Genomic DNA, 25,511 nt, shown 5'->3' with positions numbered 1-25,511 from the left:
CTCAAGGAATTGGCGCGTCCCAACTAGAGGAACGCCGTCTCGTCAAAGCTGCGCAACTTTCGCGAGTGGAGCTTTTCCAGGGGCATGTCGCGGAGCGATTCGACAGCCCGAATGCCGATGCGCAGGTGCTGCGCAACCTGTCGCTTGTAGAACGCGGTGGCCATGCCGGGCAGCTTCAGCTCGCCGTGCAGCGGCTTGTCCGAGACGCAGAGCAGCGTGCCGTAGGGCACCCGGAAGCGGAAGCCGTTCGCCGCGATCGTCGCGCTTTCCATGTCGAGTGCGATGGCCCGGGCCTGCGACAGGCGCGCCACCGGGCCGGACTGGTCGACCAGCTCCCAGTTGCGGTTGTCGATCGTCGCGACCGTGCCGGTGCGCATCACCTTCTTCAGCTCGTAGCCTTCGAGCCCCGTCACCTCGGCGACGGCGTTCTCCAGCGCCACCTGCACCTCGGCCAGAGCCGGGATCGGCACCCAGACCGGCAGGTCGTCGTCGAGCACATGGTCCTCGCGCATGTAGGCGTGGGCGAGCACGTAGTCCCCGAGCGACTGCGAGTTGCGCAGGCCGGCGCAATGGCCGACCATCAGCCAGACATGCGGGCGCAGGACGGCGATGTGGTCGGTGATCGTCTTGGCGTTCGACGGGCCGACGCCGATGTTGATCATGGTGATGCCGGAGTGGTTCGGCCCGATCAGGTGGAACGCCGGCATCTGCGGCAGCCGCGCGGTCGGTGCATCGGTGCGGCCCTCGCGGGTGATGACGGCATTTCCCGGCTCGACGAAGGCGGTGTAGCCGGAGTCCGGATCGGCAATGGCCGCCAGCGCGTATTCCACGAACTCGTCCATGTAGAACTGGTAGTTGGTGAAAAGGACGTGGTTCTGGAAGTGCGCGACGCTGGTCGAGGTGTAGTGCGCCAGCCGGGCCAGGCTGTAGTCGATGCGCTGCGCGGTGAACGGCGCGAGCGGCCGCGCACCGGCCGCATTCGGCCGGGCGAAGCCGTTGACGATGTGGTCGTCGGTGTTGTTGAGGTCCGGCACGTCGAACAGGTCGCGCAGCGGCCGGTGCAGCGTGTCCTCGATCGAGCCCTCGACATGGGCGAACTCGCCCATCGCGAAGTGCAGCGGGATCGGCGTGTCGGAGGTGCCGACCCGGATCGGCATCCCGTGGTTCTGGATCAACAGGCCGATCTGCTGCGTCAGGTAGCCCTTGAACAGGTCCGGCCGGGTGATCGTCGCCTCATAGACCCCGGGCTCGGTCACATGGCCGAACGACAGGCGTGAGTCGACCTTGGCAAAGCTCGCGGTGGTCAGGCTGACGTTCGGGTAGAACGCGCGATAGTGCCCTTCGGGCCGCGCGCCCGACATGACCCGCGCAAAACTTTCCCGCAGGAAGCCGGTGGCGGCGGCATAGCGCCGCTGCAGATCGCCCACCGCCGCGGCGGCATCGGTATAGAGCGTGTCGGGCTGGCTCTGCGGGACGACGAGCGGCAGCTCCGTCAGCGGTTCGCGGTGATGCATGGGCCTCGGAACTTGAGCAAGGGGCGGGCGGCGGGCGCCCGGGGGTCGTCAACCATGGCGCGACCATCCGCCGGCCTCGCCGCCGGTTCAACCGAAACTTTCACGACGGCTTTCCGGCTGCCGACGCCGGCAGACCAAAGATCCGGTCGAATGCGAGATTGAACGCGAAGGTATAGACGAGAAAGAATGCGAGGAGCCCGAGGTCGAGGACCAGGGCCTCGGCAATCCCGATCTCCATCCACCAGGCGACGACCGGCACGAGGATGAGCGCGAGGCCGCCCTCGAAACCGACCGCATGGGCGACGCGCCAGCGGAACGTCCGACCCGCGACGGCACGGCGGGCCTCCCATGCCTCGAAGGCCATGTTGTAGACGAGGTTCCACGCCATCGCGATCGCCGAGGACAGCACCGACAAGCCGCCGGCGTGCATCGGTCCCACGCGGTAGAGCGCGGCAACCCCGACCGCGGTCACGACGATGGCGATTGTCTCGTAGGCGACGACATAGACCGCCCGCCGCTTCCAGCCCTGCATCCCGATCCGGCCGCCGTTCGGCAACGGCCCTCCTGTTGCGAGACGCCTGCCTAGCCGCCCCTGTCGCGACGCGCCAGCCCGGCGCGCCGCGACACGTGTCGTTAACCTCCCGTCAACGCCGGCGCCCGAGCCTGCGCCCCATGCTGCGCACGCTGGTCCTCCTCGCCTGTCTCGCCGGCCCCGCCGCGGCCGGGACGCTGCGCGTCGCCGCCTGGGACGTCGGGCTGGCGCGGGGCGGGGCGGGTGTGCTGCTGGGCGAGCTGGCCAAGCCGCCGTCGCCACAGATCGCCGCGGTCGCCGCCGTGCTGCAGTCGGTGCGGCCGGATGTCGTCCTGCTCTCGGGCGTCGACGACGACCATCAGGGGATGGCGCTCGCCGCGCTCGCAACGATGCTTGCGGCGGGCCCGGACGGCATCGCCTATCCGCACCGCTTCCGCGCGGCGGTGAACGCGGGCGAGCCGTCGGGCTTTGACCTCGACGGCAACGGCAAGCGCACCGACTGGGCGGACGGCTGGGGCTGGGGGCGCTTTCCCGGCAACGGCGGCATGGCGCTCCTGTCGCGCCTGCCGATCGACGCTGCGGCCGCGCACACCTTCCGCCTGCTGCGCTGGCACGATCTGCCGGGCGCCCTGCTGCCGACCCGGGCGGACGGCACGCCGTATCCCGATGCCGCGTCGGCCGCGGAGCTGCGGCTCTCGTCCCGGTCGCACTGGGACGTGCCGGTGACGCTGCCGGGTGGCGGGACGCTGCACCTGCTCGCCTCGGCCCCGACGCCGCCGCTGTTCGATGGCGCGGAAGGCTTCAACCGGCGGCGCAACCACGACGAGATCGGTTTCTGGACCGCCTGGCTCGGCGGGGCCGTCTTCCCCGACGACGGCGGGCAGCCCGCCAGCGCACCGGCGCGGGACTTCGTGGTGCTCGGCAACCTCAACGCCGACCCGGCGGACGGCGCGGGGCTGCGCGACGGGATCGCCGGCCTCATCGCCAGCCCCCGGCTGCAGGATCCGCGGCCGACGAGCGACGGCGGCCGGGCAGCGGCGAGCCCGGGCCACGCCGGCGCGCCGGAACTCGACACCGCCGACTGGGACGAGGCCGGGCCCGGCAACCTGCGGGTGGACTACGTGCTGCCGTCCTCGGATCTGGCCGTAGCCGGGGCCGGCGTGTTCTGGCCCGCCCCGGGCGCGCCGCTGGCCGAGGCCGTGGCGGCCGCCTCGCCGCATCGGCTGGTCTGGGTGGACCTGTCCCTGCCCTGACCTGGCCAGCGCCCGACCGCCTGCCCTGCCGAACCCCTGTTGACCCGCTTCCCGGCGATGAGCGGCCGGCTTGACCGCCGCCGGGCGAGGGGATACCGCGGGGCCGTCTCTCCCCCCTGCCCCCGAGGTTTGCCATGGCCACCCCGACCCTTCTCATCCTGCCCGGCGACGGCATCGGCCCGGAAGTGATGGCCGAGGTCCGCAAGGTGATCGGCTGGTTCGGTGCCCATGGCCGGCCGTTCGAGATCGACGAGGATCTGGTCGGCGGCTGTGCCTACGATGCCCACGGCGCCGCGATCAGCGACGCGGCGATGGAGAAGGCTCAAGCGGCGGACGCGGTGCTGCTCGCCGCCGTCGGCGGGCCGAAGTGGGACAAGGTGCCCTACGACGTGCGCCCCGAGGCCGGGCTGCTGCGCCTGCGCAAGGATCTGGAGCTGTTCGCCAACCTGCGCCCGGCGAAGTGCTTCGACGCGCTTGCGGATTTCTCGTCGCTGAAGCGCGAGCTGGTCGAGGGGCTCGACATCCTCATCGTCCGCGAGCTGACCGGCGGGGTCTACTTCGGCGAGCCGAAGACGATCACCGACCTCGGCAACGGCCAGAAGCGGGCGATCGACACCCAGGTCTACGACACCTTCGAGATCGAGCGGATCTCGGCCGTCGCCTTCGAGATGGCCCGGGTCCGCGACCGCCGCGTCTGCTCGATGGAAAAGCGCAACGTGATGAAGTCGGGCGTCCTCTGGAACGAGGTGGTCACGGCCACCCACGCCCGCTTCCCCGACGTGGCGCTCACCCACATGCTGGCCGACGCCGGCGGGATGCAGCTCGTCCGCGCTCCGAAGCAGTTCGACGTGATCGTCACCGACAACCTCTTCGGCGACATGCTGTCGGACGTGGCCGCGATGCTCACCGGCTCGCTCGGGATGCTGCCCTCCGCCTCGCTCGGCGCGCCGGACCCGAAGACCGGCCGGCGCCGCGCGCTCTACGAGCCCGTCCACGGCTCGGCGCCGGACATCGCCGGGCAGGGCAGGGCCAACCCGATCGCCTGCATCCTCTCCTTCGCCATGGCGCTGCGCTATTCCTTCGACGCCGGCGCCGACGCCGACCGGCTCGAAGCGGCGGTGGAGCGGGTGCTCGCCGACGGCCTGCGCACCGCCGACCTGATCGGCCCGGGCGGCGGCAAGCCGGTATCGACCTCGGAAATGGGCGATGCCATCGTCGCGGCGCTCGGAGACTGAACAGGCACAGGGATGCCCCTGAACTCGAATGCCCGGGGGGCGCTGTTCGCCCTCGCCGCCTTCGGCATCTACTCCACGCACGACGTGGTGGTGAAGTTTCTCGGCGAGGTCTACGCGCCGTTCCAGATCGTGTTCTTCTCCACGCTCTTCGGCTTTCCGATCGTCACGCTGATGCTGATCCGGGACAAAATGCAGGGGAACCTGCGGCCCCGGCACCCGTGGTGGACGCTGCTGCGCACCGGGGCGGCGATGGTGAGCACCAGCTCGGCGTTCTACGCCTTCTCGGTGCTGCCGCTGGCCCAGACCTATGCGCTGATCTTCGCGGCGCCGCTGCTCATCACCATCCTCGCGGTGCCGATCCTCGGCGAGACCGTCGGGCTGCATCGGTCGATCGCGGTGATGGTCGGGCTGCTCGGGGTGCTCGTGGTGCTGCGGCCGGGGGCGACCGAGCTGACGGCCGGACATGCCGCGGCACTGGCCGCGGCGGTCTGCTCGTCAGTCGCCGCGGTGGTGGTGCGCAAGATCGGCTCGGAGGAGCGCAGCGCGGTGCTGCTGCTCTATCCGATGGTGGCGAACATCCTGGTGATGGGCTGCGTCCTGCCGTTCGTCTATCGCCCGATGCCGGGGCTGCACCTCGGGGGCGTCGCGCTGATGGCGCTGCTCGGGTTCATGGCGGCGCTGTGCCAGATCGCCGCCTATCGCACCGGCCGCGCGGTGGTGGTGGCGCCGATGCAGTACTCGCAGATCCTCTGGGCGGTGGTCTACGGCGCGCTGTTCTTCGGCGAGACGCCGGACTGGGCGACGGCGCTCGGCGCGGCGATCATCATCGTGAGCGGCATCTACGTGGTGTTCCGCGAGGACAGCCGGTCGAGCAAGCGCCCGGTCCTGCGGACGGAAAGCCGGTACGTGTCGGGGATCTATCCGCGGATCAGCCTGCTGCGCCGGCTGCTGCGCCGGGGGGACGATGACTGACCGCGGGGTGAAACCATTGGGTTTCTCCAGCGAATTGGCCGGCATGTCCTTGATTGCAGGCGCATTGTTGTTCGACAATCTCGATTGACCGGAATCCGGCCGGACAGCCGCCAACCTGTGCGATGACCGTTGCGCTCCCCCGGCAACCGCATTAAGAGACGCGCCAGTCGGAGTGTAGCGCAGCCTGGTAGCGCACCTGCTTCGGGAGCAGGGGGTCGGAGGTTCGAATCCTCTCACTCCGACCATTCAAATCACAGGGTCATCCTTCCCGTGCCGAGTGGGCGCGAGCCTGCGCCAATGGCGCCGGGGTCCGCGGATTCCCGATTGATCGCTCCGTGAGTGCCGCGACTGCCCTGTAGCGTCGAAATGCCGCCGCGAGAGACAACTCACGGGTGCATTCACCGTTTGCCGCTCACCATGGAACTGCCGTAGAGTCGAGGCCAGCTTATTGGGGGGGAGCGAGATTCTGTGAATTCTCGCATGGCAGATCAAAGATTTTTCGTCTCAATAGTCATAATGGCGACTCTCACATTTTGCGCAACTACGCCGATACATATCTATCCGAGATGGGTTGACGTAGTATATAATATATCTGTAAGTATATTCATTGGATTTTAACGGTAAAGATGGTTTATACGCTGCCTCCACCCTTCAGAATGTCAAAAATCGGTGCTATTGCGTGCGCGTCGGTATGTGTTTTTCTGGTGATAATCGTATCCCCCCTCTCTATAGAAATTAAAATGTAGCTCAAGGAAGGTGAATATCTTGACGAACGATGTGGATAACCTTAATGATGTCTATCATTGTCCGCAATTATAATCTAACTATTCTTTAGTGGATGCGTTTAGCCGCGTGGTCAATGGATTTTATGATGCCGTTTTTGGCGGAATCAGTAGTTTAGAGAGCCTGGGCTTAAGCTTCTGCTCCCTGGCTAGTGTCGAGCGCCTGCCTCAGTCCACGACCTTCTTCACGAACTGCGACTTCAGCCCGATCTGGCCGATTCCGGGGATTCGGCAGTCGATGTCGTGGTCGCCGTCGACGAGACGGATCTTCTGGACCTTGGTGCCGACCTTGACGACGCCGGACGAGCCCTTGAGTTTCAGGTCCTTGATGACCGTCACCGTGTCGCCGTCGGCGAGGAGGTTGCCCACGCTGTCGCGCACCTCGGCGCCCGCGGACGCGGCTCCGGGGGCCCATTCGTGGCCGCACTCGGGACAGACGAGCAGGGAATCCGCCTCATAGACATAGGTGGAGCGACATTCGGGGCATGGGGGCAGGGTCTCGGTCATGCGCCCCGATATAGCCGGGAGGCAACGCCTGCGACAGGGCTTGTCGCGCGGCGGCAGGGGGATCGCTCGAAGGTCATTGGGGGGAGGGCTTGAGGGCGGCGAGTAGGTATTGGTCGTCCCATCCGAGGGTCTTTCGTCGGACCTTGAGGCTGGCCTTGTCGGGTATCTCCTTGACGATGTTGAGAGCGGCGTGGCGGATGGTGGCCATGTTGGCGGGCCCGCTGCCGGTCCTGAGCCGCATGAGGTCGTCGTGGAAGACGACGTCCATCACCCAGTGGAGCCGGTTCTCGATGCCCCAATGGGCGCGGACGGCGGCGGCGAAGGCCGGGGCGGTGAGGGGGGCGGAGGAAAGATAGTAGCGGCGGGCGAGGCTGGTTCTGGCATCGCGCTCGACCTCGGCCTCGACCATGCCGATCATGGCGAGGTCCGGGAAGCGCCACTCGCCGGGGAAGCGCCGGTCGGAGGCGAGCCAGCCAACGTCGTGGCTGACGAAGGCGCGGCGGACCTCGATGCGACCATGGTCGCCGTCGGTGGTCTCGTGGCTGGCGAGGCTGTCGGCGGGCGCAGTGTCGAAGTAGCGCCGCACCTCCTCGGCAAGTGCCGGCCAGTTGTCCTTGAGCGCGAGGAGGTAGTCGGCGCCCTTGCCGCGGATTGCCCTGGCGATCTCGGTCTGGCAGCCCATGGCGTCGATGGTGACGAGGGCCCCATCGAGCTCGAGCCGCGCGAGGAGCTGAGGGATCGCATTGATCTCGTTCGACTTCTCCGACACGGCCTCCTGCCCGAGCACCAGCCGCTGCCGGCTCGCCCAGGCCGAGACGAGGTGCAGGGGATCGCTCCCCTTCGCGCGGCTCCGCCGCGAGGTCTTGCCGTCGATCGCCACGATGTCGGGTGCCTGCTCGCGCAGGCTCTCCACCCAAGCCGTGAAGCACTCGGCGAAGAGCGGCGCCGGCAGCGCGTTCATCACGTCGTTCAGGGTGTCATGCGAGGCGATGCCCCGCTCGTACGGCAACAGCCGGCGCAGGAAGTCGAGCTTCCTCTGGCCCCAGCGCGCCACTTCGACGAAGTCCTCCGCCCCGCCGAGCGTCGCGCAGAGCACGACGAGCAGGATCTCGGGCAACGGGTAGACCACCTTCCAAGCCTGCCGCGGGTCCTCCAGTGCAGAAAAATGGTCGATAAACGCCTTGCCCGACATGGATTGCCCCGCTGCTTCGAGGCCCCCCAATGAATCACAGCAAATCCCGGACCGGAATCCCCCTCCCGTTCAAGCGATCCCCCTGGCGCGGCGGGCCAGTCGCTTGACCGCTGTCCGTCCCCGGTTTACCCCGGCGACGGACAAACCTGTCGCGGTCGGCATGGCCGAAGTAGAGATGCGGGGGGGCAGATGGCGTCGAGCTTGGACGGATCGGTCGCACCCTGGCTCTCCGTGGTGGTGCCGCTCAGGAACGAGGCGGAGAACGTGGTCTTCGTCGCCGAGGGCATCGCCGCGGCCTGTGTCGACCTCGCGCCCTTCGAGATCGTCTTCGTCGACGACGGCTCGATCGACGACACCGCGCACCGGGTGCTGGCGCTGCGCCAGGAGCTGCCGATGCTGCGCCTCGTGCAGCACCGAAGCAGCGCCGGACAGTCGGCGGCGATCGCGAGCGGCGTCGGCTTTGCCCGCGGCCGGGTGATCTGCACCCTCGACGGCGACGGGCAGAACCCGCCGATGGAAATCCGCAAGCTGGTCGCCCGGCTCGAGGGCACGAGCTTTCCCGCCGGCGTCGGCCTCATCGCCGGGCAGCGGGTCGGGCGGCAGGACAGCGCGTCGAAGCGTGTCGCCTCGCGCTGGGCCAACGCGATCCGCCAGTGGCTGCTCCATGACGGCACGCGCGACACCGGCTGCGGCCTGAAGCTGATGCCCCGGGCGGTGTTCCTCGCCCTGCCCTACTTCGACCACATGCACCGCTATCTGCCGGCGCTGGTCGCCCGCGACGGCTGGCGCACGATCCACGTCGACGTGGCGCACGCCGCCCGCCATGCCGGCCGGTCGAACTATGCCAACCTCGGGCGCGCGGTTGCCGGTGTCTGGGATCTGCTCGGTGTCATGTGGCTGATCCGGCGGCAGCGCAAGGCGCGACCGATGGAGCTGGCACCGCTCGACGGCGAGGCATGATGCAGACGCTGTTCGAGATCTTTCGCGTCGACCACTGGGGGGAATTCTGGTGGGTGGTGGTCGGCTTCGTCGGCCAGGCGCTGTTCTCGATGCGCTTCCTGATCCAGTGGATCATGTCGGAGCGCGCGAAGCAGTCGGTGATGCCGGTCGCGTTCTGGTACTTCTCGCTCGCGGGCGGTGTCGTGCTGCTGACCTATGCGATCTATCGGCGGGACCCGGTGTTCATGCTCGGACAGGGCATGGGCCTGGTGGTCTACATGCGGAACCTGTGGCTGATTCATGCCCACACGCAGGCCGGCTGACCCGACGCGCGCGTTTGCGCTCGGCCTGATCGCCATTGCCGCCATTACGCTCTGGCGCGTGGCGCTGCTGCCGTTCGACCGGGCCGACCTGTTCGTCGACGATGCGCAGTACTGGTTCTGGGGGCAGGAACTCGCCTGGGGTTACTACTCCAAGCCGCCGCTGATCGCCTGGATCATCCGCGCCTCGACCACGATCGGCTCCGACGCGCCCTTCTGGATCCGCCTGCCCTTTCCGCTGATGCACGCCGCCACCGCCGTCACCCTGGCCTTCGTCGCGCGACGGCTCTTCGGCCCGCGGGTCGGCGGCATCGCTGGCGCCGGCTTTGCAACGCTGCCCGCGGTGGCGCTCGGCAGCCTGCTGCTCTCGACCGACACGCCGCTGCTGCTCGCGTTTGCCGTGGCGCTCAGGGCGCAGATCGCCCTCGGCGAGCGCCGCTCGCTCGGCTGGGCGATCGCGCTCGGCGCGGCGGTCGGGATCGGGCTGCTTGCGAAGTACGCGATGATCTACTTCCCGATCGCCGCCGCCATCGCGGCGCTGGTCGCGCCCCGGGCCCGCATCGCGCTCCGCGACGCCGGGGTGGCGGCGCTGGTGGCACTGCTGATCGTGGCGCCGAACATCGCCTGGAACATGTCGAACCAGCTGGCGACGCTGCATCATACCGCCGACAACGCCGACTGGCGCGACGGCGGCCTCGACCTCGCCGGGCTCGCGGCCTTTCTTGGCGGCCAGTTCGGCGTGGCGGGACCAGTGTTCTTCACGGCCTACCTCGCCGGGCTGGCGCGGCTGCGCGACGAGCGCACGCGCTACCTTGCCGCGATGTCGCTGCCGATCCTCGCCCTCGTCTCGGTTCAGGCGACGATCTCGGGGGCGAATGCCAACTGGGCCGCCACCGCGCATCTCGCCGCACTCGTCCTCGCCGCGGCGGTGCTCGAGACCCGGCCGCGCTGGCTCGCCACGGGGTTTGCCCTCAACGTCGCCGTCTGCCTCGCCCTGCCGCTCGCCACGCTCGTCGCCGACAGCTGGAAGGTCGACGGCACCCTCGTGCTGCACCGCTACGTCGGACAGGCCGCGGTGAGCCGGCAGGTGCACGCCGTGGCGCAGGCGCAGGGGCTCGGCGTGGTGGTGAGCGACAACCGCGCGATCCTGGCCGATCTGTTCTACACCCTGCGCGACTCCGGCCTCGCGATCTATGCCGAGCCCGTCGACGGCTTTCCGCCGCACCACTACGCGCAGAAGCACCCGCTGCCGCCCGGTCCGGGCGAGGTGCTCTATGTCAGCCGCGGCGAGCCGCCGGCCTGCCGCCCGGGGGGGACGCCCGGCGTCGAGGTCGCGCACTGGCGGCCGACGCAGGGCTATGCCACAATCGACTTTGCGGCGTTCCGGGTGCCGCGCAACTGCTGGTTTCCGGACGGCTGAAGACCCGCGGTATCTTGCCGCACCAGCCGCCCGCGAGCGCAGCGATCTCGACGCCCGCGCGTTGCGCTCGGGCGGGCTGGCGAAAGGGCGAGGGATGCGACACGACGGCGGGCTTCTGATCGCACTCGGGGCCGGGCTGGCGCTCGCGCTCTCGCTCTGGAACCTCGTCGCGCCGACCGGGCTGTTCGCCCCGACCAGCGCCATCGCCTGGACGCCCGCCGCGCTGCTGGCGGTGGCCGCGACGCTGGCGCTGTTCCTTGCGGGTCTCGTGCTCGCCGGATCCGCGCGCAACCCGTGGCTCGTCGCCTTCCTGATGCTCGGGACGCTCGTCGGCATCTTCGGCACGGCGTTCACCGGACGGCTGATCGAGAGCCCGCTGCTCGTCACGCTGATGGGTGTCTGCCTCGTCGGCTGGATCGTCCGGCTCGTCTCCCGCCGCCCGACCGCCTGAGGAGGTTCCAGATGCAGACCTGCCCCCGCCTCGTCCTCGCCACCACCACCCTCGCCGCCCTGTCGCTGCTCGCCCCGCTTGACGCCCGTGCCGCGGATCCGACCTGGCAGACCTTCAACGGCGACCTGATGGCGCAGAAGTTCTCGCCGCTCGACGAGATCACGCCGGAGAACGTCGGCACCCTCACGGAAGCCTGGAGCCTGCACACCGGCGACGTCTCGGACGGGGTGCACCGGCCGCACGGGCGGGTGCACGGGCCCGCCGGCGACGAGGACGTGCCGCCGCCCTCGGTCTGGTCGGCCACGCCGCTTTTCGTCAACGATACGGTCTACGTCGGAACCCCGTTCTACCGCATCTTCGCGGTCGAGCCCGACACCGGGCACGTCAAGTGGACCTACGACACCCACGCCACCCTCGCGGCCCTGACCCAGCCGGACCTGAAGAACCGCGGCGTCGCCTACTGGGCGGCGGCAGTGCCCGCAAGCGGCGTGGCCTGCCAGAAGCGGGTCTACATCGGCACGATGGACGCAAAGCTTCACGCGGTCGACGCCGACACCGGCAAGCCCTGCGCCGACTTCGGCAGCGGCGGCGTGCTCGACTTCAACGCCTTCAACACCTCGGACGCGAAGTGGCCGCTGTCGCTGCTGCAACCGCCGACGGTGTTCGGCGACACGCTGTTCGTCGGCTGGGCCGGCAAGGACTGGGCCGAGGCGGTGGATTCGCCGGGCGCGGTCTACGCCCTCGACGCGCGGACCGGCGCAATGAAATGGCGCTTCGACACCCTGCCCGCCGAGGTCCGGGAAAAGACCGGCACGGCGAACGTCTGGGCGTCGATGTCGATCGACCCGGATCGGCACCTGCTCTACATCCCCGTGTCGTCGCCGAGCCCGAACTTCTACCAGGCGGCGGTGCCGGCCGATCTGCCGGTGGTGACGTCGGTCACGGCGCTCGACACCGAGACCGGCCGGATGGTCTGGACCCGGCAGCTCGTCCACCATGACCTGTGGGATCTCGACACCAACGCCGCGCCGACGCTCGTCGACCTGCAGAAGGACGGCGCGAGCGTGCCGGCGCTGGTGCAGACCTCGAAGACCGGCTTTCTCTACGTGCTGAACCGCGAGACCGGCGAGCCGCTCTATCCGATCGAGGAGCGCGCCGCCCCGCATACCGACGTGCCGGGCGAGGTGTCGTCGCCGACCCAGCCCTACGTGCCGCTGCCGGAGCGGGTGATCCCGGATCGCTGGCCCGGCGTCTTCGGCCTCGCCGATCTGGTCAGCGGCGGCTTCTGCACGCGCACGGCGGCGGGGCTGCGCGACGACGGGTCGTTCACGCCGCCGAGCCTCAAGGGCTCGCTCACGTATCCCGCGACCGTGGGCGGCACCGAATGGGGCGGCGGGGCGGTCGATCCGCGCAGCGGCATCTACGTGGTGAACTCGTCGAGTGCCGTGCAGATCTACCGCCTCATTCCCCGCGACCAGTACGACGACGCGGCCGCGCGCGGCGGCGAGACCGGGGGATTCTCGCCGATGACCGGCACGCCCTACGGGTTGCAGCTCTCGACGTTCCTGAACCCGATCGGGATGCCCTGCTGGAAGCCGCCCTACGGCACCATCGCGGCCTACGACCTGAAGACCGGCAAGCGGCTCTGGAACGAACCGTTCGGACAGGTGCAGAAGTGGGGCTTCTACATGCCCGAGTCGTGGGGATCGGTGACGATCGGCGGGCCGGTCATCACCGCGAGCGGCCTCGTCTTCATCGGCGCGTCGATGGACAGCCGCGTCCGCGCGCTCGACCTCGCCACCGGCAAGGTGCTCTGGAAGGCGCCGGTCGACGCGCCGGCCGTGGCCCTGCCGGCGGTCTATACCTACAACGGGCGGCAGTACGTGGTGTTTGTCGCCGGCGGCAACTCGATCCTGTCGGACAAGGTCGCGGATCAGGTGGTCGCCTTCGCCCTGCCGGCGCGCTGACGCGGGGCGGAACGGGGGCGACGGCTTCCAGTGGCGTCAGAACAGGCGTAGCGTCCGGCGCGAGGGCCGCTGCGCCCCCGGACATCACCACGCGGGAGAACTGAAATGCCGGACAGCCACTCGGGAAGCTGTTTCTGCGGGGCCGTCACCGTCGAGGTCACGGGCGCGCCGGAGGCGATGGGGTACTGCCACTGCGCCTCGTGCCGGTCGTGGTCGGCCGGGCCGGTCAACGCCTTCACGCTCTGGAAGCCGGAGAACGTGACGGTGACGAAGGGCGCCGACAAGCTCGGCCACTACGCCAAGACCGAGGTCTCCGACCGCAAGTTCTGCACCGTCTGCGGCGGGCACGTCCTGACGAACCATCCGGGGCTCGGGCTGGTCGACGTCTACGCCGCGACGATCCCCACGGTGGCGTTCGTGCCGGGCGTGCACGTCAACTATGCCGAGACGGTGCTGCGGATGAAGGACGGGCTGCCGAAGCTCAGGGATTTCCCGGCGGCGTTCGGCGGCTCCGGCGAGACGATGCCGGAATAGCCGTCGCGCGTCGTCCCGTCACGGTTGCCAGCCGGCAGGTGCCCTTCCGAAGCGACTTTGCGGCCGCTTCGGAAGTGATTCCGGTTTACATTTCCGGCTTTTTGCGCAACAGCGCACGCGCACTGTTCCAGGAGTAGGTGTGATGGGCTACCGCGTCGCGGTCGTCGGCGCCACGGGCAACGTGGGCCGGGAAATGCTGAACATCCTCGCCGAGCGGGAGTTTCCCGTCGACGACATCGCGGCGCTGGCGTCGCGAAAGTCGCTCGGCACCGAGGTCTCCTTCGGCGAGCGCACCCTCAAGACCCTGGATCTCGATACCTTCGACTTCGCGGGCTGGGACATGGCGCTCTTTGCCATCGGCTCGGACGCGACGAAGAAGTACGCGCCGATCGCCGCGAAGGCCGGCTGCGTGGTCATCGACAACTCGTCGCTCTACCGCTACGATCCGGAGGTGCCGCTGATCGTGCCGGAGGTGAATCCGGACGCGATCGTGGGCTATTCCAACAAGAACATCATCGCCAACCCCAACTGCTCCACGGCGCAGATGGTGGTGGCGCTGAAGCCGCTGCACGACCGCGCACGGATCAAGCGGGTGGTGGTCTCGACCTACCAGTCGGTTTCCGGCTCGGGCAAGGAGGCGATGGACGAACTCTGGAACCAGACCAAGGGCCTCTACGTCCCCGGCCAGGAAGTCGAGCCGAGCGTCTATCCGAAGCAGATCGCCTTCAACGTCATTCCGCACATCGACGTCTTCATGGAGGACGGCTTCACCAAGGAAGAGTGGAAGATGGTGGCGGAGACCAAGAAGATCGTCGATCCGGCGATCAAGGTGGTCGCCACCTGCGTCCGCGTGCCGGTGTTCGTCGGCCATTCCGAAGCGGTGAACGTCGAATTCGAGGATGTCCTCGACGAGGACGAGGCCCGCGAGATCCTGCGCGAGAGCCCCGGGCTGCTCGTCGTCGACAAGCGCGAGGCCGGCGGCTACGTCACGCCGATCGAGTGCGTCGGCGACTATGCCACCTACGTCAGCCGGATCCGCACCGACCCGACGGTCGAGAACGGGCTGGTGCTCTGGATCGTCTCGGACAACCTGCGCAAGGGCGCGGCGCTCAACGCCGTGCAGATCGCCGAGCTGCTCGGCCGCCGCGTGCTGAAGAAGGGCGACATGCCGGCGACCGTCGCCTGACGCCCGCGCCGCGACCGGGGCCTCTCTCGCAGGTCCCGGTTTTCATACAGGCAGAAACCCTATCGGGCAGGACGCAAGGGGCCCCGCAACAGCGGGGAGACCAAGAGACCCGGCGGGCGAAAGCCCGCTGCCGCTGAAGGGAGGCCGCAAAGGCGGCCGACCGACAAGCGCCGGCCGAGCGGGGGCTTGCCCCCCGAGGACGGCGCTCCTGCCCGGCCCCGGCTCGCCTCAGGGCCGCGCCGCCCCCTCGATCGCCGGAACCGCCGCGAGATACGCCGCGATCGCGTGCAGGTCGTCGTCCGGCAGCATCGCCAGGTTCTCCTGCACCTCGACCATGCTGCCCGCAACGGCGTTATAGTCCGGCTCGAAGCCGGACTGAAAGAAATACACCATGTCCTCGGGCGACCAGTCCCGCACCTTGCCACCCGGGGTGATATTGGGCACCCGCCCCTTGCCCTCCGGGTTCGGCGCGCCGCCGAGCCAGCGGCGCGTGTCCATCGCCCCGGCGAAGTTCCGCGGCGTGTGGCACTCGCCGCAGTGCCCCGGCCCCTCGCTCAGGTACTGGCCGCGCAGCACCTCCGGGGTCGCGGCCGCCAGCGTCACCGCCGGGCCGTCCCGGAGGAACGCGAGCTTCCAGAGCCCCACGCCGCGGCGCACGCTGAACGGAAACCGCAGCGCCGTCCGCGCGGCCGGCGTCTCCGCCACCGGCGGCAGGGTCTGGAGATAGGCCCAGAGGTCGGCCACGTCACCGAGCGTCATCCGCGTGTAGGAGGCATAGGGAAACGCCGGATAGAGGTGCTCGCCGCCCGGCCCGATGCCCCGGAGCATGGCGTTCGCGAACGCGGCCGGCGTCCAGCCGCCGATGCCGTGCTCGCGGTCCGGCGAGATGTTCGGCGGCGCGAAATCGCCGAACTCCGTCGCAAGCACCCGGCCACCGCCGAGCTTCCGCCGGTCGTCGCCCCTGGCCCCCGGTGCCGCGTGGCAGGAGGCGCAGCCGCCGACCCAGAACAGGGCCTCGCCCCGCTCCGCGTCGCCCGCCGGCATCGCCGCCAGCGTCTGCTGCGACAGGCCGCGCGGCATGGTCAGCAGCCAGAACCCGGCCCCGGCGACGAGGCCGAGCACCGCGAGCCAGCCGAGGAGACGCAGGACGCCGAGCATCAGTCCTGAAGACGATACGAACTCGTGGCAGCTCTTGCAGGTGCCCATCACCGGCTGCGCGAGCTTCTGGAAACTGGCGAGATCGGGCGGGCCGCTCTTGCCGGCCGCCTTGACGGCGGCGAGGGCCGCCTCCTGGAACTTGGCGAGATCGGCGTCGAAGCCGGCGCGGTCCTGCCAGATCTTCGGCGAGGCTTCGCTGCGGCCGGTGCCCTCGCTGCCATCGGGGAAGAAGGCGCCGAACGAGGCCGCCACCGCCTCCCACGTGGCGATCGCCGCCTTGCCGGCAGCGGGCGAATAGGGCACCTGCTCCTTCAGCATCCCGCCCGCCAGCGCCGTCGCGGCGCCGTTGGCGCTCATCAGCGAGACGCGGGCCGTGACGGGATCGTCTGCGGCAGAGGCCAGTGTGCCGGCGACGACGAACGCTCCGACCAGGCCGTAGAGCTTCCGCATGCCTTCCTCCCTGTCTGGGTAACGAATGGGCGATGCGATCTAACCATTGCCGCCGCGCGCCTGCCAAGCCGGCGCGGGATCAACAGAAGTTGATGTCGCGGTGCGGCATCAGAGCGGTGCGAACCCGCCGCTTTCCGCATCGTAGAGTTCGAGGCCACCGTCGCGGATGTCCTTCCATACCCCATGCAGCTGCAGGGTGCCGGTCGCGACCCGGTCGGAGATGAACGGGAAGGTCATCAGGTTTTCGAGGCTGACCAGCACCGCCTGCTTCTCCAGCGCAGCGATGCGCGCCTCGTAGCCCAGCCCGCGGCCGGCCAGGGAATCGAAGCCGGGCTTCAGCAGCCGCAGCCAGGTGCCGACGAAGCTGGTCGGCGTGTCGAGGTCGGGAGCGAGCCCGGCCAGCATGTCATGGCATCCGCGCACGCCGCCGCAGGCATGGTGGCCCATGACGATCAGGTGCTGGATCTTCAGCGCGATCACCGCGTACTCGATCGCCGCCGAGGTGCCGTGGCTCTCGCCGTCGGGCTCGTAGGGCGGCACGAGGTTGGCGATGTTGCGGTGAATGAAGAAGTCGCCCGGCTCGTTGCCGAAGATCTCGGAGATGAGCACCCGGCTGTCGCAGCAGGTGATGATCATCGCCGTCGGATTCTGCCCCTTCTCGGCCAGCTCGGCATACCGGGCGATCTCGTCCGAAGAGCGGCGATCCTGCCAGGCGCGATAGCGGGCGACCAGCGCCTCCGGCAGCGGCTTCGCGTGTTCCATTGCTTGTCCCCCGGTCGATTCGTCGGTCGGATTTGGCTAAAGTCGCGGCGACTTTCGGGCTTATGCCGCGCTGCGGCAAGCGCCGTCGTCAAGTATGCCTTTACTGCTGTGCGGCAATCTCCTGCCTCGGGAACCGGGGGGATCGCCATGGGAGCGGAGCTTTTCAGCATACCGGCGCACGAGGATGCCGAACTTGACAGGTCGCGGATTCATCTGCTGCGTCAGTCACTCGGCGACCAGCGCTGCCGCGAGGTTGTGTCGGAGGTGGTGTTCCACCTGACCGACCGGCTCGGGCTGCTCCAGACCGCGCTCGACGAGGGCGACGACGTGGAGGCCCAGTCGCTGGCCTCGCGGCTCGCCGGGCTGTCCGAGCAGGTCGGCCTGTCGGATTTCGCCCGGGTCGCGCGGGATCTCGCCGGGTGCCTTGCCACGGGCGACGAGATCGCCACGGCAGCGGTCTCGGCGCGGCTCTCGCGGCTCGGCGAGGATTCCCTCTTCTCCGTCATCGTGTTTACGGACCACTCGGCCTTGTAACGGCGGCGGGACGCGCCCTAGGATGCGGCGCTCTCCCTCCATCCAAGGCGCCCCCGAATGCCACTCGTCGCCGCTCCAGACGCCCGGACAATCGCGCTGCGCCTGATCGAGGCCGACGGGCTCGCGTCCTGGGTGGAAGGCGCCCCGCCCGGCGTGCGCGCCTGGGTCGAGGCGTCAGGCTTTGGCGCAGGCATCGGCGAGGTGCTGGCGCTGCCGGGAGAGGCAGGGATCGCCGGTGTCCTCGCCGGATGGGGCAGCGCGCGCACCCGGGCACGCGACCGCTTTCCGCTGGCCGCCGCGGCGGCCAGGCTGCCGGCCGGGCGCTATGTGCTCGACCCGGGCGGCGTGGAGATCGACGCCGGGCTCGAATGCCTCGGGTGGCGGCTCGCGGACTATCGCTTCCAGCGGTATCGCGCGGGCAAGCCGTCGACGGTCGAGCTGGTCTGCCCCCCGGGCGTCGACCTCGACCGGGTGGAGACGCTGGCCCGCGGCGCGGCGCTGGCACAGGACCTGATCAACACGCCGGCTCGCGACATGGGCCCGGAGGCGCTGGAGGCCGCCGTCGCGGCGCTTGCGGCCCGGCATGGGGCGGCGTTTGGCGTGGTCCGGGGCGGGCCGGCGTTGCGGGCGGCCAACCTGCCGATGATCGAGGCGGTCGGCGCCGCCGCCACCGAGGCGCCGCGGCTGCTGGATCTGACCTGGGGCCGGGCAGACGCGCCGAAGGTGACGCTGGTCGGCAAGGGCGTGTGCTTCGACACCGGCGGGCTCGACATCAAGCCGTCCGCGTCGATGGGCCTGATGAAGAAGGACATGGGCGGGGCCGCGACCGCCATGGGCCTTGCCGAGATCATCATGGGCCTGGGTCTCGACATCCGCCTCAGGCTGCTGGTGCCGGCGGTGGAGAACGCCATCTCGGCCGCCGCGATGCGCCCCGGTGACATCCTGCCGAGCCGCAAGGGACTGACGGTCGAGGTGAACAACACCGACGCGGAGGGGCGCCTCGTGCTCGCCGATGCGCTGGCCGTCGCGGACGAGGAGACGCCGGAGCTGATCGTCAGCCTCGCCACCCTGACCGGGGCGGCCCGGGTGGCGCTCGGGCCCGACGTTCCGCCGTTCTTCACCGACGACGAGACGCTGGCTGCCGATCTCGCCGCCGCGAGCGCGCGGGTGGCCGATCCGCTCTGGCGCCTGCCGTTCTGGGCGCCCTACGAGCCGCTGATCGAGCCCGGCATCGCCGATCTCGACAACGCGCCCTCCGGCGGCATGGCCGGCGCCATCACCGCCGCCCTGTTCCTGCGCCGGTTCGTCACGGCGAGTCCGCACTACCTGCATCTCGATATCTACGGCTGGACACCGGCGGCAAAGCCGGCACGACCGAAGGGCGGCGCGTTCCAGGCGGCGCGGGCGCTTCTCGCGCTGCTGGAGGATCGGTATTGCCGCACCTGAACGGACCGTTCCACCGCCGCCTGATGCCGGCCCGCGCCGACCTCGCGGCCGCGCACCTGCGCGGCCGGGTCACGGCCGCGCGTTTCGCCGAAGGACGGCCCGCGCGGGTCGCGGCGCCGCTGCTCGACCTGACGCTCGATCCCGACGCCGGTGCCGAGCGCGCGACGCAGCTGTTGCACGGCGAGGTGTTCGTCGTCTACGAGGAGCGCCCCGACGGGCTGGCCTGGGGCCAGGCACAGCTCGACGGCTATGTGGGATACGTGGCGCGCGACGGGCTGATGGCGCAGCGCGGGGCCGGGCGGCCGGTCACGGCGACGTGGTCGCAGGTCTACGACCGGCCATCGGTGCAGGGGAGAGTCACCGGCGAGCTGCCGTTGCTCGCCGACGTGCCGGTCTCCGGCAGCACCGGCGGCTTCGCCCGGCTGCGGGGCGGCGGGCACGTGCCGCTGCCGCATCTCCAGGCGGTCTCGGGCGATCCGGTGACGCAGGCGCTGCGCTTCGTCGGCGCCCCCTACCTCTGGGGCGGGCGCAGCATCCGCGGCATCGACTGCTCGGGACTGGTGCAGGTGGCGCATCTCGCCTGCGGCGTGGCGATGCCGCGGGATTCCGACATGCAGGCCGCGCTGGTGGGCGACGCCCTGCTGCCGGCGGCGCCGGCTGCGCGCGGCGATCTGGTGTTCTGGCGCGGCCACGTCGCGCTGATGGTCGATGGCGAGACGCTGGTCCATGCGAACGCGCACCACATGGCGGTGGCCGTGGAGCGCCTCGAGGACGTCGAGCGGCGGGTGCTGGACGCCCGGGGCGGCCCGATCGTGGCCCGGCGCCGGCCCTGACGGGCCGGGCCCTACTGCAGGATGCGCGGCTCCTGCCCCCGCATCAGGCCGAGGCCGACATCCTCGGCGAGCTGCGCGAGGCAGAGCGCGAGGTCGGGCCGCACGATCAGCGACGCCATCAGTACGGCCTCCTCCCGCGCGCCCTCGGCCGCGAGCGAGACAAAGCGGGCGAACACGCATTCGTCGCCGCCGGCACAGGGACAGTCGAGCGCGTGGCCCATCAGCGGCCGCCGGGCGTGGCTCGCGGTCACATGCAGCAGCTCGGCGAGACCGTCCGCCACCCGCTCCGCCGCAGGGGCGCCAAGACGCTGGGCCAGCTCGCGGCCGAGTGCGCCCTGTCCGTTCGGCCCGGCGCACCAGAAGCGGAGGCAGCGGATCACCTGCCGCTCCAGCGGCGGCAGTTCCGAGAGGCGGCCGACGGCGGCCGCGCCCGGGTTTCGCGGCATGGCGCTCACTTGGTCAGGATCAGCTTGCCCTGACGCGTGATGCGCAGGACGTAGCGCACGCCGTCGAGCCGGATCTCCGCCTCGTTGCCGCCGCCGGTCAGCAGGCGGGCGTCGTGGACGGGCGGTGGCGCCTGGCGCACCGGCTCGCGGCGGGGATGCGGCAGAAAGCCGTCGAGGGGGGCGTGGTCGCGGTCCATCGGGGTGGCCCTGCGGGTCTCGGACGAGCGGACGTGGTACATGCCGGTCGGCTCCAGATTGCATGGTTGCGGAGGGTTGGCTCGCCCCGACGGACTGGCTGGGATTACATGACCAATTCACTCAGGATGAGTCAATCCCGATTCGTTTAGTCGGAGATGGAACTGCGCCGCCGGCATCCCCGCCGCCGCTGGACGCGCCTGTTGTAAAGCCGTGGGATCGCTGCCAATCTCGCCAGCGGTTTGGCGCCTCCGGTTGGGCGCGGGGAGGCTAGAGCGGCATGGCACCGGGCACGGCGCTGATCGTCATCGACGTCCAGAACGATTTCTGCACCGGCGGGGCGCTCGCCGTCGCCGGGGGCGAGGAGGTGGTGCCCCTCGTCAACCGCGTCGCCGGCCGGTTCTCCGTCCGCGTGCTGACCCAGGACTGGCACTCGCCGGACCACAAGTCGTTCGCGGCGAACCACCCCGGCGCCGAGGCGTTCTCCGTGACCGAAATGCCCTACGGCGCGCAGGTCCTCTGGCCGGTCCACTGCGTTCAGGGCACGCCGGGCGCGGCGTTTCACCCGGACCTCGCGACCGACATGGCCGACATGGTGCTGCGCAAGGGGTTCCGCCCGCACGTCGACAGCTATTCCGCCTTCTTCGAGAACGACAAGACGACGCCGACCGGGCTTGCGGGCTACCTGCGCGAGCGGGGGGTGTCCGAGGTCTGGCTCGCCGGGCTTGCGACCGATTTCTGCGTCGCCCATTCCGCACTCGACGCGGTGGCGCAGGGCTTTCGCGTGACGCTGCTCGAGGACGCCTGCCGGGCGATCGACCTCGACGGTTCGCTGGCGCGGATGAGCGGGGCGATGCGCGAACAGGGCGTGCGCTTCGCGCTGGCCGAGGAGCTGGAAAGCGCATGACCGACATCGCGACCCGTGCCTACGACCACGCCTGGCGGATCGACCCGGTGGTTCGCTCGGTGCTCGACACCGACTTCTACAAGCTGCTGATGCTGCAGACGGTCTATCGCCGGCACGCCGACGTGCGGGTGAAGTTCTCGCTCATCAACCGCACGAAGACCGTGCCGCTGGCGGCGCTGATCGACGAGAGCGAGATCCGCCAGCAGCTCGACCATATCCGTGGCCTCCGGCTGACCCGCGGCGAGTCGACCTGGCTGCGCGGCAACACGTTTTACGGCAAGCGGTGGATGTTCGGGCCGGACTTCATGGCCTGGCTCGAGGACTTCCGCATGCCCGACTATCAGCTGGAGCGGAAGGGCGACCAGTACGAGCTGACGTTCGAGGGGTCGTGGCCCGAGGTGATGATGTGGGAGATCCCCGCGCTCGCCGTGCTGATGGAGATGCGCTCGCGGGCGGTGATCCGCGGCATGGGCAAGTTCGAGCTGCAGGTGCTCTATGCCCGCGCGATGACCCGGCTCTGGGAGAAGATCGAGCGGCTGGAGGGGTTGCCGGACCTGCGGATCTCTGATTTCGGCACCCGGCGGCGACACTCGTTCCTGTGGCAGGACTGGTGCGTGCAGGCGATGATGGAAGGCCTGGGGCCGCGGTTCTCCGGCACCTCGAACTGCCTGATCGCCATGCGGCGCGACCTGGAGGCGATCGGCACCAACGCCCATGAACTGCCGATGGTCTACGCGGCACTCGCCGAGGACGATGCGACGCTGGCGACGGCGCCCTACCGGGTGCTGGAGAACTGGCATCAGGACTATGACGGCAACCTGCGGGTGATCCTGCCCGACACCTACGGCACGCGAGGGTTCCTGGAGCACGCGCCGGAGTGGCTGGCCTCGTGGACCGGAATCCGGGTCGATTCCGGCTCGCCGGAGGAGAATGCCGAGGTGGCGATCGAGTGGTGGAAGCGCCACGGGCAGGATCCGCGGGAGAAGCTGGTGATCTTCTCCGACGGGCTCGACGTCGACCGGATCGAGGCGCTCTATGCCCGCTTCCATGGCCGGGTGAAGCTCAGCTTCGGCTGGGGGACGCTGCTCACCAACGACTTCCGCGGGCTCGCCCCCGGCGACGCGCTGGCGCCGTTCAGCCTGGTCTGCAAGGCGGTGAGCGCCAACGGCCGCCCGACGGTGAAGCTCTCCGACAACCCGGCGAAGGCGCTCGGCCCGGCCGAGGAGATCGCGCGCTACAAGCGGGTGTTCGCGGTCGGCGCGCAGCGGGAAGAGGCGGTACTGGTGTGACGCGCGCGCGCCGGTAGCGGCACCCCGGCCACTCAGGCGGGCCCCGCGAGCGCCTCGACTGCGGCGCGGGCGCCGTGCGCGACCAGACCGGCATAGGCGGACGCGAGATCGTCCCGCAGTGCCGCGAACGCCGGCGGGAACACCTCCGCCACGCCGAGCAGTGCCGCAACCTTCCCGGCCGGATCGGGGGCGCCATCGCTCAGCACCCGCAGCCGTGCGGCGAGCGGGTCGCGCACGTCGATCTCGGCCCCCGCCTCGTCGCGGCCGCCGACGTAGACCATCCAGGCCGCCACCGCGAGCATCAGCCCCGGGCACGGGCGGCCGGACGCAGCATTGTCGGCGAGCGTGCCGAGCAGGCGCTGCGGCAGCTTCTGGCTGCCGTCCATGGCGATCTGCCAGGTCCGATGCCGGATGCCGGGGTTCCGGTAGCGCGCGAGCAGCGCCTCGGCATACGCGCCGAGATCCTCGCCCTCCGGCGGCACGAGCGTCGGGGCGATCTCGGCCGCCCAGAGCCGCCGGGCGAACGCGGCGAAGACCGGGTCGGCCACCGTCGCGGCGATCGTCTCATGCCCGGCGAGATACCCGAGATACGCCAGCGCCGAATGGGTGCCGTTCAGCATCCTGAGCTTCATCGCCTCGAAGCCACGCACGTCCCGCACGAGCTGCACCCCGACCGCGCCGAGGTCCGGGCGGGCGCCGCCGACGAAGTGCTCCTCGACCACCCACTGCCGGAACGGCTCGTGCATCACCGGCGACAGGTCCAGCCGGCCGGTCAGCCGCCCCACCCGCTCGATGTCCTCGGGCTTCGTCGCCGGCACGATCCGGTCGACCATGGTGCAGGGAAACGCCGCCTCCGCGGCGATCCAGGCCGCGAGGCCCGGATCGCTCGCCCCCGCCAGCTCCAGCACCACGCCACGCACCGTCGACCCGTTTTCCGGCAGGTTGTCGCAGCAGAGCACCGTGAACGGCGCCGTGCCCGCCGCCCGCCGCCGCGCCAGCGCGGCGACGAGGAAGCCGGGCGCCGAGCGCGGCGCCGCCGGGGACGCGAGATCGTGGACGATGTCCGGGTGGCCGAAGTTGAGCCGGCCGGTTGCCGGATCGTGGCAGTAGCCCTTTTCCGTCACGGTCAGCGACACGATGCGGACGGCCGGGTCCGCCATCCGCGCGACCACCAGCGCCGGGTCCTCCCGCGCCACCAGCATGTCGTCGATCACGTCGACGACCCGCGGCGTCTCGCCCTCCGGCCCGAGCTCCAGCGCGGTATAGGCGAAACCCTGCGGCGCCAGCCGGTCGCGCTGGTCCGGCCGGACCAGGCTCACGCCGACGATGCCCCAATCCCCGCCCGAGACACGCATCGCGTCCGCGACATAGATGGCGCCATGCGCCCGGAAGAACGCGCCGAGCCCGAGGTGGACAATGCCGACACCCGGCCGCGGCCCCTCCGGCCGGGTCAGGCGGGGAAGGCTCGAGACGATTGCGGTCACGCCGGCTTCTCCGAGATCAAGGACAGTGGCCCGGTTTCGCCGAGCCCCCCGGCCTTGGCAAGGCGGGCATTGAAGCCGCCTGCGATCGAGAGTGCGCGACTTCTAAAGACGGTCGTAACGATTGGCGAAGACGGTCGTTCGCGGACAGATGACATGGACCCCTCCCCGTGCCGACGATCTTCCGCTATGATGGCTTTCGGTTCTTCTTCTACTCGAACGAGGGCGATCCGCGAGAGCCTATGCATGTTCACGTCTTGAAGGACGGATGCGAGGTGAAGGTCTGGCTCGATCCTGAGGTTTCGGTGGCGGCGAGCCGAGGCTTCGATGCGCGAACGATCCAGCGTCTGCGCGCGGTGGTCATCGAGCGCCGCGCAGTCATCGAAAGGGCGTGGTTTGAGTATTTCGGCTGAGACTGTGCGCTTTGAGGGCGAGCGGATGTGGGTCGGGCTGTCGGACGGGCGAGTGGTCGGCGTGCCGCTGGCGTGGTTCCCGCGGCTGCGGGCGGCGTCGGCTGAGGAGCGGGAGCGGTTCGAGATCAGCCCGTTCGGGATCCATTGGGAGGCGCTGGACGAGGACGTGTCGGTCGACGGGCTGCTGGCCGGGCGCGGGGATCGGCGCAGGGTCGGGGGAGAGGCGGCGTAAGGAACGGTGGGCTGCTTGAAGCTGGTGGGCGCGAACACCCGCTATGTCTTCTACTCTTCAACCACCTCAGGCCGAAGTTTGCATTGATCGAGCTAATTTGGAAATCATTCGATCAAACCAGGCGAACAGACTTATATAACTCTCCCAAGTGACATAAAACTCAAGAATATCACCATTCCGAGTAGTTATAAAGGTTATATCATGAAATTGATTTTCAAAAATCATGCACCTATACCCTGATTTATCGAGGCATACTTTTCTCCTAATGGGCGCTCTATGGTAGTTCTTTTCAGCTTCCACCAAAATTTGACCAGAGTGCGCAGTCGAGTGTCTGCTTTGCGTGGCCTTAGGAAATATCTTATCTAAGTCTGCAGCCGCCTTCGCCGCCGAACTATCTCCCGAAAAATATCGCCTGAGGACAGGCGAAGTTAATCGAACTCCGATACATCTAACGATGTCCTTAATATGAAACAAGCAGGCGATTGCGGCGTGCGCCGCAATTACTGGCCACTCACTACGGAAATCCCACGCGAGCCACGGCGCTGATGAGACAGGAACTTC

26 protein-coding genes and 1 tRNA gene are annotated in these 25,511 nt (G+C 69.4%); 18 read left to right on the top strand and 9 right to left on the bottom strand.

Annotated elements, in window-relative coordinates; all coding sequences use genetic code 11:
• Positions 1–23 precede the first annotated feature (23 nt).
• Both QM699_RS18275 and QM699_RS18270 read right to left on the bottom strand, forming a co-directional pair.
• A complete protein-coding gene (locus QM699_RS18275) occupies positions 24–1,514 on the bottom strand; it encodes an AMP nucleosidase (protein WP_415012432.1) in 1,491 nt (496 codons plus the stop codon).
• A gap of 100 nt (positions 1,515–1,614) precedes the next feature.
• A complete protein-coding gene (locus tag QM699_RS18270) occupies positions 1,615–2,070 on the bottom strand; it encodes a PACE efflux transporter (protein ID WP_415012431.1) in 456 nt (151 codons plus the stop codon).
• 116 nt (positions 2,071–2,186) lie between these two features.
• Here QM699_RS18270 and QM699_RS18265 point away from each other — a divergent pair, with 116 nt between their 5' ends.
• The 4 genes from QM699_RS18265 (at position 2,187) to QM699_RS18250 (ending at position 5,751) form a co-directional block, all read left to right on the top strand.
• The gene (locus QM699_RS18265) at positions 2,187–3,299 is read left to right on the top strand and encodes an endonuclease/exonuclease/phosphatase family protein (protein ID WP_415012430.1); all 1,113 of its coding nucleotides are present in this window, start codon (positions 2,187–2,189) and stop codon (positions 3,297–3,299) included.
• 134 nt (positions 3,300–3,433) lie between these two features.
• Complete coding sequence (leuB, locus tag QM699_RS18260; protein WP_415012429.1) at positions 3,434–4,534, top strand: 3-isopropylmalate dehydrogenase; 1,101 nt, start codon at positions 3,434–3,436, stop codon at positions 4,532–4,534.
• Between the two features lie 18 nt (positions 4,535–4,552).
• Positions 4,553–5,506, top strand: coding sequence for a DMT family transporter (locus QM699_RS18255; RefSeq protein ID WP_415012805.1), 954 nt, complete (start codon positions 4,553–4,555; stop codon positions 5,504–5,506).
• 168 nt (positions 5,507–5,674) lie between these two features.
• Positions 5,675–5,751, top strand: a tRNA-Pro gene (locus QM699_RS18250).
• Between the two features lie 705 nt (positions 5,752–6,456).
• On the opposite strand, the gene QM699_RS18245 is transcribed toward QM699_RS18250, so the two are convergent.
• Both QM699_RS18245 and QM699_RS18240 read right to left on the bottom strand, forming a co-directional pair.
• Positions 6,457–6,795, bottom strand: a complete 339-nt coding sequence (locus tag QM699_RS18245; protein ID WP_415012428.1) for a zinc ribbon domain-containing protein YjdM — start codon at positions 6,793–6,795, stop codon at positions 6,457–6,459.
• A gap of 73 nt (positions 6,796–6,868) precedes the next feature.
• Positions 6,869–7,987: an ISAs1 family transposase gene (locus QM699_RS18240; RefSeq protein ID WP_415010499.1), complete on the bottom strand. Its 1,119-nt coding sequence runs from the start codon at positions 7,985–7,987 to the stop codon at positions 6,869–6,871.
• A 189-nt stretch (positions 7,988–8,176) separates the two neighbouring features.
• On the opposite strand from QM699_RS18240, the gene QM699_RS18235 reads away from it, so the two are divergent.
• From QM699_RS18235 to QM699_RS18205, 7 genes are all read left to right on the top strand, one after another.
• Positions 8,177–8,947, top strand: a complete 771-nt coding sequence (locus QM699_RS18235; RefSeq protein ID WP_415012427.1) for a glycosyltransferase family 2 protein — start codon at positions 8,177–8,179, stop codon at positions 8,945–8,947.
• The gene (locus tag QM699_RS18230) at positions 8,947–9,249 is read left to right on the top strand and encodes a lipid-A-disaccharide synthase N-terminal domain-containing protein (RefSeq protein WP_415012426.1); all 303 of its coding nucleotides are present in this window, start codon (positions 8,947–8,949) and stop codon (positions 9,247–9,249) included. The genes QM699_RS18235 and QM699_RS18230 overlap by 1 nt, the downstream gene beginning before the upstream one ends.
• Entirely contained in the window at positions 9,227–10,666 is a 1,440-nt protein-coding gene (locus QM699_RS18225) for an ArnT family glycosyltransferase (RefSeq protein WP_415012425.1), read from the top strand. Before QM699_RS18230 ends, QM699_RS18225 begins: the two co-directional genes overlap by 23 nt.
• A gap of 94 nt (positions 10,667–10,760) precedes the next feature.
• The gene (locus QM699_RS18220) at positions 10,761–11,117 is read left to right on the top strand and encodes a hypothetical protein (RefSeq protein ID WP_415012424.1); all 357 of its coding nucleotides are present in this window, start codon (positions 10,761–10,763) and stop codon (positions 11,115–11,117) included.
• 11 nt (positions 11,118–11,128) lie between these two features.
• The gene (locus QM699_RS18215; RefSeq protein ID WP_415012423.1) at positions 11,129–13,084 is read left to right on the top strand and encodes a PQQ-binding-like beta-propeller repeat protein; all 1,956 of its coding nucleotides are present in this window, start codon (positions 11,129–11,131) and stop codon (positions 13,082–13,084) included.
• Positions 13,085–13,189: 105 nt separating this feature from the next.
• Positions 13,190–13,618 (top strand): GFA family protein, encoded by a 429-nt coding sequence (locus QM699_RS18210; RefSeq protein WP_415012422.1) that lies wholly within the window; start codon positions 13,190–13,192, stop codon positions 13,616–13,618.
• Between the two features lie 142 nt (positions 13,619–13,760).
• Positions 13,761–14,804 (top strand): aspartate-semialdehyde dehydrogenase, encoded by a 1,044-nt coding sequence (locus QM699_RS18205; RefSeq protein WP_415012421.1) that lies wholly within the window; start codon positions 13,761–13,763, stop codon positions 14,802–14,804.
• A gap of 228 nt (positions 14,805–15,032) precedes the next feature.
• Here the strand turns inward: QM699_RS18205 and QM699_RS18200 are convergent, their stop codons facing one another.
• A complete protein-coding gene (locus tag QM699_RS18200) occupies positions 15,033–16,412 on the bottom strand; it encodes a cytochrome c (protein ID WP_415012420.1) in 1,380 nt (459 codons plus the stop codon).
• A 108-nt stretch (positions 16,413–16,520) separates the two neighbouring features.
• Positions 16,521–17,174, bottom strand: coding sequence for a carbonic anhydrase (locus QM699_RS18195; protein WP_415012419.1), 654 nt, complete (start codon positions 17,172–17,174; stop codon positions 16,521–16,523).
• Between the two features lie 147 nt (positions 17,175–17,321).
• Between QM699_RS18195 and QM699_RS18190 the strand changes: the two genes are divergently transcribed.
• Genes QM699_RS18190 through QM699_RS18180 form a run of 3 tightly spaced genes read left to right on the top strand, consistent with a single transcriptional unit; the run spans position 17,322 to position 19,987 of the window.
• Positions 17,322–17,708, top strand: a complete 387-nt coding sequence (locus tag QM699_RS18190) for a hypothetical protein (RefSeq protein WP_415012418.1) — start codon at positions 17,322–17,324, stop codon at positions 17,706–17,708.
• A 57-nt stretch (positions 17,709–17,765) separates the two neighbouring features.
• Positions 17,766–19,154 carry a leucyl aminopeptidase family protein gene (locus QM699_RS18185; RefSeq protein ID WP_415012417.1) on the top strand — a complete coding sequence of 463 codons (1,389 nt, stop codon included), beginning with the start codon at positions 17,766–17,768 and terminating at the stop codon, positions 19,152–19,154.
• Positions 19,142–19,987, top strand: a complete 846-nt coding sequence (locus QM699_RS18180) for a C40 family peptidase (protein ID WP_415012416.1) — start codon at positions 19,142–19,144, stop codon at positions 19,985–19,987. The genes QM699_RS18185 and QM699_RS18180 overlap by 13 nt, the downstream gene beginning before the upstream one ends.
• Before the next feature lie 11 nt (positions 19,988–19,998).
• Here the strand turns inward: QM699_RS18180 and QM699_RS18175 are convergent, their stop codons facing one another.
• Positions 19,999–20,433, bottom strand: coding sequence for a hypothetical protein (locus tag QM699_RS18175; protein WP_415012415.1), 435 nt, complete (start codon positions 20,431–20,433; stop codon positions 19,999–20,001).
• A 5-nt stretch (positions 20,434–20,438) separates the two neighbouring features.
• On the bottom strand, positions 20,439–20,630 hold the full coding sequence (gene hemP / locus QM699_RS18170; protein ID WP_415012804.1) for a hemin uptake protein HemP: 192 nt from the start codon (positions 20,628–20,630) through the stop codon (positions 20,439–20,441).
• A 278-nt stretch (positions 20,631–20,908) separates the two neighbouring features.
• Between hemP and pncA the strand changes: the two genes are divergently transcribed.
• On the top strand, positions 20,909–21,535 hold the full coding sequence (gene pncA / locus QM699_RS18165) for a bifunctional nicotinamidase/pyrazinamidase (protein ID WP_415012414.1): 627 nt from the start codon (positions 20,909–20,911) through the stop codon (positions 21,533–21,535).
• Positions 21,532–22,824 carry a nicotinate phosphoribosyltransferase gene (gene pncB, locus QM699_RS18160; protein ID WP_415012413.1) on the top strand — a complete coding sequence of 431 codons (1,293 nt, stop codon included), beginning with the start codon at positions 21,532–21,534 and terminating at the stop codon, positions 22,822–22,824. The genes pncA and pncB overlap by 4 nt, the downstream gene beginning before the upstream one ends.
• A gap of 32 nt (positions 22,825–22,856) precedes the next feature.
• Here the strand turns inward: pncB and QM699_RS18155 are convergent, their stop codons facing one another.
• A complete protein-coding gene (locus QM699_RS18155; RefSeq protein WP_415012803.1) occupies positions 22,857–24,299 on the bottom strand; it encodes a mannitol dehydrogenase family protein in 1,443 nt (480 codons plus the stop codon).
• Between the two features lie 176 nt (positions 24,300–24,475).
• Here QM699_RS18155 and QM699_RS18150 point away from each other — a divergent pair, with 176 nt between their 5' ends.
• Together QM699_RS18150 and QM699_RS18145 are read left to right on the top strand one after the other, a co-directional pair.
• Positions 24,476–24,718 carry a DUF4160 domain-containing protein gene (locus QM699_RS18150; protein WP_415012412.1) on the top strand — a complete coding sequence of 81 codons (243 nt, stop codon included), beginning with the start codon at positions 24,476–24,478 and terminating at the stop codon, positions 24,716–24,718.
• A 4-nt stretch (positions 24,719–24,722) separates the two neighbouring features.
• Positions 24,723–24,950, top strand: coding sequence for a DUF2442 domain-containing protein (locus QM699_RS18145; protein ID WP_415012411.1), 228 nt, complete (start codon positions 24,723–24,725; stop codon positions 24,948–24,950).
• Positions 24,951–25,511 lie beyond the last annotated feature (561 nt).

It is taken from the genome of Amaricoccus sp. (assembly GCF_047602525.1).
Lineage (GTDB): Bacteria > Pseudomonadota > Alphaproteobacteria > Rhodobacterales > Rhodobacteraceae > Amaricoccus.
Note: the sequence above shows the minus strand (reverse complement) of the source record. Positions and strands in the feature narration are given on the sequence as shown.